The sequence below is a fragment of the Scandinavium hiltneri genome, from assembly GCF_024764835.1.
Lineage (GTDB): Bacteria > Pseudomonadota > Gammaproteobacteria > Enterobacterales > Enterobacteriaceae > Scandinavium > Scandinavium hiltneri.
This window is the reverse complement of the sequence record NZ_JALIGE010000037.1, coordinates 1-467: the sequence shown is the minus strand read 5'-3', so window position 1 is coordinate 467 and position 467 is coordinate 1. Positions and strand designations below refer to the sequence as shown.

General features: G+C 51.0%; 1 protein-coding gene. It reads left to right on the top strand.

From position 1 onward, the window contains the following. Nucleotides 1–263: 263 nt before the first annotated feature. On the top strand, nt 264–467 hold a 204-nt coding region (locus MUU47_RS00165), incomplete at its 3' end, for an HU family DNA-binding protein (RefSeq protein ID WP_258986115.1).

Here is a 467-nt window from a genome sequence, read left to right as displayed (position 1 = left end):
GCGTTGCTGAATCCGGCCTTCGGCGCACTGCCGGTAGCGGCAAAATAGTGACGTATCGCAAAATCCATTGATAAAACTTATGCTGGCAAGTCATTTCGGACTTGACAGTCTTTTTTTGTACCGCTAAGTTAGACAGCTGTCGGCCCGCGTTTTGTCACGCTTTCGGTGGCTTGCCAAGGCACGATGGGATTGATATAACAGCTGAGCTGTCGCGCCGTAGGGATTTTTCGGTGCGACGATTGAATTCTAGAGGGGATGATAGAGTGAATAAGTCACAACTGATCGACAAAATTGCCGCAGGTGCTGATATTTCCAAAGCGGCAGCTGGGCGTGCTTTAGATGCAGTGATTGCATCTGTTACTGAATCCTTGAAGGAAGGGGATGATGTGGCCCTGGTAGGTTTCGGTTCCTTCACCGTGCGTGAGCGTTCGGCCCGTACTGGCCGTAATCCGCAAACCGGTAAAGAG